Here is a 9,560-nt window from a genome sequence, read left to right on the forward strand (position 1 = left end):
TCAAAGATTAAGTATGATAAAATACAGGTAGTCGTAAAATGCATGATTCATTGATAGGAGAAAAACATGATCAAACCGATTAATCATAATCCGTTAACGTTGTCTCAAAGGGCGCAACCGGCAACGTTGGCTGATACTCAAATCATAACCGATTTGTTGGACACACTGCATGCCAATACTCAGATTTGTGTTGGAATGGCAGCCAATATGATTGGCGTGAACAAGCGGATTATTGTTGTTCAGATGAGGATGCTTCCGGTAGCTTTGGTTAATCCAGAAATTGTCGAAAAATCGGTACCGTTTGCAACAAAAGAGGGGTGCTTGTCTCTTGAAGGGCAACGATCAACTACGCGCTATAAGGAAATTACGGTGACCTATTTGGATCAAAATTTCAGGTCACATCGACAAGGCTTTTCTGATTGGATTGCTCAGATCATTCAACACGAGGTTGATCACTGTGAGGGCATTTTAATTTAGTAATCGGTCTATTCTTAGTTAAAATCAAATTGCTTTTAACAAAAGAAGCCCCTAACGTTAAACATTCTGTGATGAGATGTTGACGTCAGGGACTTCTTTAATTTTTGAATGATGTGGAAACTAATAATAGCGACGCCCCAGAATATCCAGATCCCGTCTTTGACCATCAAGCTCAGCCACTTCGGGTAAATGTCCCCAGGTTTGAAAGCCGTTTTTCTTGAACAGACCCAGGCTGGGAAGGTTATGGGCAAAAATAAAGGATACAATTGTATCGATTTCCAGATCTTTTAATTGTGTGGCAACAAAGTCGAGTGCCTGTTGGCCAAGTCCGTGATGACGAAATTCGGCGTCAATATAAATGCTGATTTCAACGGTATGGTGATAGGCGGGACGGCCGTAAAAGCTTTCGAGACTTACCCAGCCGGCTATTTGATCATTTAGAATGATCTTCCAAATAGGGCGGTGTTCGTGGTTAAACGCATTGAACCAACTGCGTTTGGAGGCAATCGAAACGGGTTCAAGATCTGCGGTCACCATACGACTGGCAATCGTCTCGTTATAAATATCAACAATTTTTGGTAAATCGGTTATGTCGGCATATGTAAAAGTGGGCTTCATTTCTGGAAATCCTCCATAGAATTTTATTATGATCTGTATTATAGTATAATTTCAACTTACATGCAGTGTCATGTAGACGTGACAAAATGAAAGCTCTCGGCTTATCCAATTCAGCGAGGTTGTCAAAAATGGATCGCTTAATTATCTTTTAAGTTCTGTTTCGCGTTAGTTGTCGTTTTGTCCAAATAGTGTAGAATCAATATTGAAGTCTTTAACTTTAAAATAACTTACAAATACAATAAATTTATATTAATAGTAATGAGGTAGGTAAAATTATGAAAATTTTAGTTGTCGACGATGATAAGGAAATTGCTCAACTACTTGAGATTTATATTCGAAATGAAGGTTATGAACCAGTTTCGGCATACAGTGGTAATGAAGCTCTTACCAAACTGCGAACTGAAAGCGATATTGGTTTGATGATTTTGGACATTATGATGCCGGGGATGAATGGTATTGAAGTGATTAAAGAAGTTCGCAAAGATTCACAAATTCCGATTATCATTTTATCAGCCAAGACGGAGGATATGGATAAAATCCAAGGTTTGATCAGTGGTGCCGACGATTACGTGACAAAGCCGTTTAACCCGCTTGAAGTTATGGCACGGGTTAAATCATTACTGCGACGTACGGAAGAACATGTTACCAACGATACGCCGGACGTTCTCGACATTGGGCCATTAACAATTAACAAGGATTCTCATGAGGTTAAAACAATCACTGGGACGCCGATCCAATTGACTGCACTTGAATTTGGCATTCTATACTTGCTTGCAAGCCACCCCAACCGTGTCTTTTCCGCGGATGAGATTTTTGAACGTGTTTGGCGACAGGAAAGTATTGTATCGGCCAAAACCGTCATGGTTCACGTCAGCCATCTACGGGATAAAATTGAAGAAGCTACCAACGGCGAAAAGGTGATTCAAACCGTTTGGGGCGTTGGTTATAAAATTGAATCACATTAATTTTGGAATTTACAAAGATAGGATGGCTAAAGCTTGAAATTAACTGGTCGTGAAAAAACCGAACTCTTTTTGGAAGGTATTGTCACTGTCATTTTACTGTTGATGCTGAACCTTTCAATCATAATTTTGATCAATCAGTCTATTCACACAAATCCTGGCCTTCGAGACGGTATCTTTATTATTAAAAAATCAATTTTGATTGGTCCCGATCATTACCATTTGTGGAGTTGGGAAAACATTTTTATTACATTGATGTTGTTGTTTGATGCTGCCGTTGTTTATTGGCGTCTCATTCGTCGCTATCATCAGATGCAGTTAAGACACATCATCAGTGAACTTCACTATATCGCTAATGGTCACTTGGATCATCGAATCGGATTTAAGCTTAAAGGAAATACCCAATCGGTTGTTGAAAGTATTAACGCTTTGGTTGATAGTGTCATTAAATCAATGGATGAGGAACGGGCAATTGAAAGTTCAAAGGATGAACTGATTACAAATGTCAGTCATGACTTACGGACGCCGTTGACCTCTATTTTAGGGTATCTGGGGTTGATCCAGGATAAACAATACAAGAGCCAGGAAGATTTGTTGAAATACACTGAGATTGCGTATTTAAAAGCAAAGCAAATGAAATCGTTGGTTGACAATTTATTTGAATATACGAAAGTCAAGCAGACCGGAACGCCACTGTCGATTAATCGGATTGACCTGAGCCAGATGATGGAACAATTAGTTGCCAGTTTTGAATTAGAAGCTAAAAAAAGCGGCCTTCAGATTTCGGCTCAGGGCACGGAGAAGCCACTGTATATTGAAGCAGATGCCGAAAAGTTAGGACGTGTCTTTAATAATTTGATTTCCAATGCCATTAAATATGGTAAAGGCGGAAAGCACATCTATTTAACCTGTCGAGTTGGCAAGCCCAACGAGGCGGTGATTCACGTGTCTAACGATGGACCTGAAATCCCCAAGAAGTCTCTGAACCAGATTTTTGAACGATTTTATCGGGTTGAAGGTTCCAGAAATAAGGATACCGGCGGATCTGGTCTCGGATTGGCAATTGCACAAAGCATTATTGATCTACATGGCGGGTACATCATCGTCACGTCCGAGCATCATCTGACAACTTTTGCAATTCATTTACCCTTTAAGCACGGCGATAAGTTAACCCGACCGGATGAGGTCGATGACAAGTCAATTTCTAAATAGAAAGGTTTATTTGCTCAAATGACGATTAAAATCAAATGGTTTTTACTTGTATTAGGTTTATTTGTGTTACCGGTAAGTGCACAGTCAAGTGCTTATGCGGCGACGGTTTCAACCAGCCAACCAGTGATTTATGCCAAATCAGCAATCGCAGTTGATGCTGATACCGGACAAATCCTGTATGAAAAAAATGCCCATCAACCATTGGCAATCGCATCAATTTCAAAATTGATGACGGTTTACATCGTTCAAAAGCAGATCCAAGAAGGAAAGCTGTCTTGGAACGATCAGGTTAAAATCTCTCCCGCTGTCGCTAAACTAAGCACGGCATCCGGATTAACGAATGTGCCATTAAAATCCGGGAAATCTTACAAAGTCCGCGATCTGTTAAAAGCAGCTTTGATTGTGTCGGCGAACGCTGCCGCAATTGCACTTGGACAAAAAGTGTCCGGAAATGCGCAGAACTTCGCTGACAAAATGACTAAGACTGCAAGGGGACTGGGTATTAAGGATGCTAAATTTTATAATGCTGCCGGTCTAACCAATAAATTGACAGGTTCTTTGATGTTGAAAAAAGATAGCCCGAATGCAGAGAACCTGATGTCTGCAAAGGATATTGCACTTCTTGCCAGTAGGCTCGAAGAATCATTTCCCGGATTGACTAAGATAACCAGACAAACGCAAATGAACTTTTCAGGCAATTCGTATGCTGGGCACAATCAGCTTCTTGATGATCGTCAAATTGCGAAGGGGGCTGTTGTGAACGGTTTAAAAACCGGCACTTCGGATGAAGCCGGTGCCTGTTTTGCAGGATCGACCACTTATCATGGCAGACGCATTGTGACGGTCGTTTTAGGCGCTCGAAACAACAGTGCAACTGATCCTGCCAGGTTCATTCAGACCGCTAAGCTCATGGGGATTGTTTTTCACAAGCAACATCCTGTTAAGCTTGCAATGCATGTTCATATTAATGAATTGGGGACAACAAAGGTGCCCGATGGTAAGCAGACAAAGACAAAGCTTGTCACTAAAAAGACAACTTGGGTCTGGGTACCAAAATCCATCAGCCAAAAGCAGGTGAAGGGAAAGTTTGTCAAAACACCCAAGAAACTTAATGCACCAATTAAGAAGAATAAGTCGGTGGCATCTGCGAATCTGTTTTATGATCATCACTTCTTAAAATATTTAAATACCTTTCCGGACCAAGTTGATTTGGTAACAAGTAAAACGATTGAAAAAGCAAATCCTTTTGTACTCTTCTGGAGAGCGCTTTCGAGACTTTTTTAGCAATCAATTCGCTAAAAAGTGTTTATTAATTGTCCGATTTCTCATATAATTGAATTTGAATTGTGTTTACATTATTTTTACACGCGTTATCATAAGCGTGTAAATTTTGAGTTTACGTTTATTTAGATGGAGGATTCCTTTTGGGTAAGTTCGCAGAACGATCAGACGCAGGGGCACCATATTGGAAAAGAATATTGGATGCCTCTTTGCCGGTTGACCTAAGTTACATACCAATTGGTTTGGCGTGCGGTATCTTATTAAATGCTTCCGGTTTTAATGTCTGGACAACACTGATGGTATCAGTCATGGTGTTCTCTGGTGGCGCGCAGTTTTTAATTGCTTCTTTATTGGCTACCAACGCACCGATGTTATCTGTTCTATTGATGATGTTCTTCTTGGAGTTACGGTATGCGTTGCTCGGTTCAAGTCTTTCGAAGTATCTGCATGATCAACCGCTCGGTTTTACGATGATTTTTGCGGCTTCTATGAATGATGAAAACTACGCATTGAATTATTTGAAGTTTTCGACCGATAAGAAATTCACACCGAAAGAGGCGTTACATGTTGAACACACAACGTTAATTTTTTGGACAATCAGTAATCTTATCGGAAGCTTGATCGGAAGCGCAATTAACATTGATTTAACAATTGTGCATTTTGCTTTAACTGCTTTGTTCTTATATATGATTGTGATGCAATTAAAGAATGGTTTGATCATTGTAATATGCATTTTATCAGGCTTCTTGGCAGCATTCTTCATGGTACTCACAAAATCAACTTTGGGGCTGGTTATTTCAACACTGGTGGCTTCATTCATTGGTTTTATGATTGAGGTAACGATTCGAAAGCATCATCCGAAGAGTGGATGGCTTAAGTCAATGAAGAACCCTGCCGGAACGCCTGAAGAGGACGTAGACAACGAGTAGCTAGGAGTAAGAGCTTTATGGAATGGACGACAACGCAACATGTTTGGTTGGTTTTAGGGTGTTTCTGCGTGGCTTTTGCGCCACGTTTAATACCACTCTTATTTTTTCGTACCCGGAAGATTCCGGATTGGTTTAATGAATGGATGAGGTACGTGCCGATTTCATTGTTTACGGCGTTGGTTGTAAAGGACATCTTTATCACACCAACATATTCAGTCACAATTCACCAGATTCCCGACATGATCGCAGCAATTATTGTGATTGGCGTTGCCTACTGGACACGGTCGATGGCCATTTCAGTTATTTTGGGATTGTTGGCAGTCTTCTTACTGGCAATGTTTCTTTAATTAAATAAATTAAAAATAATCCGTTCCATCTGTCTATGACTGACAGGTAGAACGGATTTTGAGTTTAGGGGTGTGACTATAGTAAAATTCGGCGTTTAATTTTGTTCTTAGGATCAGCGACGACCAATCCAAAATCATTTGGACCGGTGGGCTGATCAACACGCTGACCGTTTTGAACTAGAATGGTGTATTGATAGTGATGATCAATAGCGAGCCCCATATAATCGTCAATTAAAGATTGTGACATTTTGCCATTCAAATAAGCCCGGTATTCTGGGTATTGATCAAAAATTTTCGTCACCATTTCTTTGGTTTGTGATTGACCTAATTGTGAAATTGTAAGAGCAATTGCGACCCGTTCCCGAAAGTTGCCCAGAAAAGCCCGTTTTTCGTCGGGCTTGAGTTGTGGATTACCAAACATATGTTGCTTGATGAAATCTTCGGAATCATTAGCCATAGGTAAAATGGCCTCCTTTGGAATAAATATAATCGAATATAGTGAATTGCCAATTGCACTCATCATACTATGTTTGAGCTGTTTTCGAAAGAGAAACCTTTTATAAATTTTGAGTAAGTTCATGCCTTATTTTGGATAATTTTGTAATATAATTGTAACAATCGTTTGTAGTACAAATAACGGATCGTATGGTTAAAAAACGTTTCCAAATGTTAATATAAAGGTGTTTCTTTGATAAAGAATTTTAAGAAAACATTAAGCTGGAATAAAAAGTTGCCTTTTCCTTTGAAATAATTCTGTAACAGAATATAATTTGGTCATCAAAGTTTAGGAGGCTTTTATTATGAAAAAGATGACAACATTTATCGCAACTGCAGCATTGGCATTTCCTTTGGTATTTACCGCACCGCTGGCTGCTTCAGCTGCAACTAAACCTGCACAAACAACTCAAACTGCTGCCAAGAGTACAACTTATACAATTGCAAACTCGAATTTCTTTAAAAAGGCAAAGGTTTATCATACAAAAGATGCGACTCCTACAGTATATAAAGCTTTAATCGGTGCTGACAAACCGACATTTACCACAACCGTAAAGGGTAAATTAAAGTCCGGAACGACTTATTATGTGACTAAGGTTGTTAAGACAGCTGCCAGCAAGACTGCCAAAGCTAAAACATTCTTTTATGTTAAAGGACAGGGCTGGATTGTTGCTTCTACATTAACAGCCGGAAAGTTCCAACAGGCTGATTAAGGTTTATTTTAAAAAAATTCTAAAAATAAAAAAATAAATCCGGTAAGTTTACGTAATTACATTATGTAGGCATTACTGGATTCTTTTTTATTGAGAGACAAATAATTAGAAAGGGGAAGCTTGAAAAAAGTTTTGAGATTTTAAAGTGAATCAGTAATCCTACCAAATAAAATTTTGGAGGAATTTCGATGAATAAATATGTATTGTCAGCACTAGTCGTTCCAGTCGCACTCATGGGTGCAGTTACCGCACAAGCAAAGACGACGTTGCTCAAGGCAACTGTTAACCAAGCAAAGTCCGGTACCAAGGTCGTTTCAGGTAAAGCAACCCGGGGCGCAAAAATCAAGATTTCCCGGGCGGGTGTTACCTATGGGGTTGCCAAAGCCAATAAGCATGGTCATTTTGTGATGAAGTTGAAACGAGCAGTTAAAGGTGGCTGGACTTATAAGGTGACGGTTACTAAAGCAGGATTTAAAGTAAAGTCGGGTCACTTTAAAGTAAAAAAGGGTAAGAAACAGGTAAACGTTGTCAAGCCATCAAAGGCCACACCAACTACGCCAGTTTCGGTAAATAAGCCAAACATGCCAGTTAATCCAAGTGCGTCAGCAAAACCAGTTGTTCCTAACCCAACAGTAAACGTATCTAACGCGGAAGCTGGGCAAATCAGTATGCAAATCGATAGGCTTAACGGTCAGATAAATGACATGAGATCGGGTCGTCTAGCATCAACTCTGTCATCACGTTTAATGCTGGATAACCAGATCAACCAATTGTTAGGTCAAATTAACCAGTTGAAGACGGTAGGTTCACAACTTTTAACTGCTCTGAGAAATGCTTGGAATGGATTACACCAGAATTTTATGATTTTTGTGAATGGGGTTGTTGGTGTGTCAAACAGTGGAAATACTGGAAATCATCCAGTTGCGAGCTCAACTGAGATACCAACTAAGAGTTCAAGTACGTTGAAAACTAAGTTGCCAGTCGTAAAAACTGCAGGCGTTTCGGCTGATGACCTAAAGGCTCAGATTAGAGTATTGAACGAAGATGCGGCTGGGCTTGATGTTTTAATTTATCAAAAAAGTGAGGATCTAAAAAACAATCAGTTTTCCCTTGAAGATAATCAAAAAATGGATCAACTGAGGAAAGATATGGGTCAACTTTCAGATGAACTTACACAACAACCTGAAAATGTAAATTTGAGAAATGTTCTATTATCTGAAAAACGTGAGTTTGATGAACAGAAACGTAAGGCTCAATCCGACAAGATGGCTTATCAAAATACGCTAGACGATTTGACAACAAAACGTGAACAGGATCGCAATCAGGTTGCACAAAAGGAAGCATTACTTTTAAAACTGCAATTAACTCAGAAAGATAAAATGGTTAGCAAATAAGTTTCAATGTATTTAAAATAATTTTTTTGAATTGTCAAAGGATGTGGTTCCTAATGGGAACCGCATTTTTTGCACTTGCTTTACACGAAACGTTGATTTTTCTTAGATGATAGATTTATCTTCATGTTTTAAGCCCCCGTCCCAAAATGGTATAATAAAAATGAATAATGAATTCCTAGGAGGGCTTACTTTGAAAAAGTGGATTTGGATTGTAATCACCATTGTTATTGCCGCTTCAGTGGGTGGTTACGCATACGCCCGTCATTCTCAAAATGAAAAGCTATATAATGATTCGATGCAGCGTGCTAGCCTTCAAATTTCTAATAAAAACTATATTGCTGCGGAAACTTCTTTTACAAATGCATTAAAGAGAAAACCAAGTGATAAAAAGGCAACTCGACTGTTGAGTCAAACTCAAAATTATATGGCAGCCAATGATTCATTTAGTGACCGTGATTACAACAGTGCCAAGGATGGTTATCAATCAGTTGTTGATACTAGGAATGGAAATGAGACCCTGAAGGATCGTTCAAAGGGTAAACTGTCAACGATTAAAACCATTCAGGGAAATCTCAAAAAGTATAACAAGATTTATAATCAGGCGTTAAATGAGACCGGTGAGGGCAATTATACTCAGTCTAACAGCACACTGGATAAGATTCTTTCGGACCAAACAGCCAAGCAAAGTTACTACAAGTCAATTTTGAATAAAGCTAAACAATTGCGCTCGAAGAATAATGCTTCACTGTCGGGAAATACAACAACTACGCCAAGCAGTAGTAGTTCTACGAATGAGTTTGAGTCTTCTACTTCAAACAGTAGTACCCAAAATAATCCTAATGTCGCGCCTAACAGCAGTGATAGTTTGACCTCGTCAGAAAAGAAAGCAGCAAATGCTTATAAAGGGTCAAATGAGTTTACGGTTAACCCAAAGAAAAATAGAATTAATGGTCAGCAGATCACTGAGTCCCAGGTTAATAGTGCTAGAAAAGAGATCAGCGCTGCCGAAGTCGATTCTAATGCGATGAGTGACCAAGATATCAAGAATATTATTAAAGGCGCCCATGACAATCATGAGACGATTGGCCAGTATGTCAAAGCAAGATATAAGTGATGTTGGATTGAAAAAATT

11 protein-coding genes are annotated in these 9,560 nt (G+C 39.2%); 9 read left to right on the forward strand and 2 right to left on the reverse strand.

Features of this window, described 5'->3' with window-relative positions:
- Positions 1–66: 66 nt before the first annotated feature.
- Complete coding sequence (locus HMPREF0519_RS10090; RefSeq protein ID WP_003635953.1) at positions 67–477, forward strand: peptide deformylase; 411 nt, start codon at positions 67–69, stop codon at positions 475–477.
- A 120-nt stretch (positions 478–597) separates the two neighbouring features.
- Here the strand turns inward: HMPREF0519_RS10090 and HMPREF0519_RS10095 are convergent, their stop codons facing one another.
- Positions 598–1,095, reverse strand: coding sequence for a GNAT family N-acetyltransferase (locus HMPREF0519_RS10095; RefSeq protein WP_003635955.1), 498 nt, complete (start codon positions 1,093–1,095; stop codon positions 598–600).
- A 275-nt stretch (positions 1,096–1,370) separates the two neighbouring features.
- Between HMPREF0519_RS10095 and croR the strand changes: the two genes are divergently transcribed.
- The 5 genes from croR to HMPREF0519_RS10120 all read left to right on the forward strand — a co-directional run bounded on the left by croR (position 1,371) and on the right by HMPREF0519_RS10120 (position 5,826).
- The gene (gene croR / locus HMPREF0519_RS10100) at positions 1,371–2,060 is read left to right on the forward strand and encodes a response regulator transcription factor CroR (protein ID WP_003552832.1); all 690 of its coding nucleotides are present in this window, start codon (positions 1,371–1,373) and stop codon (positions 2,058–2,060) included.
- Positions 2,061–2,093: 33 nt separating this feature from the next.
- Complete coding sequence (locus HMPREF0519_RS10105; protein WP_003558224.1) at positions 2,094–3,269, forward strand: sensor histidine kinase; 1,176 nt, start codon at positions 2,094–2,096, stop codon at positions 3,267–3,269.
- A gap of 18 nt (positions 3,270–3,287) precedes the next feature.
- Complete coding sequence (locus tag HMPREF0519_RS10110; protein WP_003635956.1) at positions 3,288–4,553, forward strand: D-alanyl-D-alanine carboxypeptidase family protein; 1,266 nt, start codon at positions 3,288–3,290, stop codon at positions 4,551–4,553.
- Positions 4,554–4,693: 140 nt separating this feature from the next.
- Positions 4,694–5,479, forward strand: a complete 786-nt coding sequence (locus HMPREF0519_RS10115) for an AzlC family ABC transporter permease (protein ID WP_003558227.1) — start codon at positions 4,694–4,696, stop codon at positions 5,477–5,479.
- Between the two features lie 17 nt (positions 5,480–5,496).
- On the forward strand, positions 5,497–5,826 hold the full coding sequence (locus HMPREF0519_RS10120; protein ID WP_003552837.1) for an AzlD domain-containing protein: 330 nt from the start codon (positions 5,497–5,499) through the stop codon (positions 5,824–5,826).
- A gap of 76 nt (positions 5,827–5,902) precedes the next feature.
- On the opposite strand, the gene HMPREF0519_RS10125 is transcribed toward HMPREF0519_RS10120, so the two are convergent.
- On the reverse strand, positions 5,903–6,283 hold the full coding sequence (locus HMPREF0519_RS10125; RefSeq protein WP_035462305.1) for a DUF1694 domain-containing protein: 381 nt from the start codon (positions 6,281–6,283) through the stop codon (positions 5,903–5,905).
- A 343-nt stretch (positions 6,284–6,626) separates the two neighbouring features.
- On the opposite strand from HMPREF0519_RS10125, the gene HMPREF0519_RS10130 reads away from it, so the two are divergent.
- The 3 genes from HMPREF0519_RS10130 to HMPREF0519_RS10140 all read left to right on the forward strand — a co-directional run bounded on the left by HMPREF0519_RS10130 (position 6,627) and on the right by HMPREF0519_RS10140 (position 9,542).
- Positions 6,627–7,034: a hypothetical protein gene (locus tag HMPREF0519_RS10130; protein ID WP_003635958.1), complete on the forward strand. Its 408-nt coding sequence runs from the start codon at positions 6,627–6,629 to the stop codon at positions 7,032–7,034.
- A 188-nt stretch (positions 7,035–7,222) separates the two neighbouring features.
- On the forward strand, positions 7,223–8,428 hold the full coding sequence (locus HMPREF0519_RS14455) for an Ig-like domain-containing protein (protein WP_003635960.1): 1,206 nt from the start codon (positions 7,223–7,225) through the stop codon (positions 8,426–8,428).
- Positions 8,429–8,618: 190 nt separating this feature from the next.
- Positions 8,619–9,542, forward strand: coding sequence for a hypothetical protein (locus HMPREF0519_RS10140; RefSeq protein WP_040472793.1), 924 nt, complete (start codon positions 8,619–8,621; stop codon positions 9,540–9,542).
- The last annotated feature ends 18 nt before the right edge of the window (positions 9,543–9,560 follow it).

The sequence above is a fragment of the Lentilactobacillus hilgardii DSM 20176 = ATCC 8290 genome (assembly GCF_000159315.1).
Taxonomy (GTDB): domain Bacteria; phylum Bacillota; class Bacilli; order Lactobacillales; family Lactobacillaceae; genus Lentilactobacillus; species Lentilactobacillus hilgardii.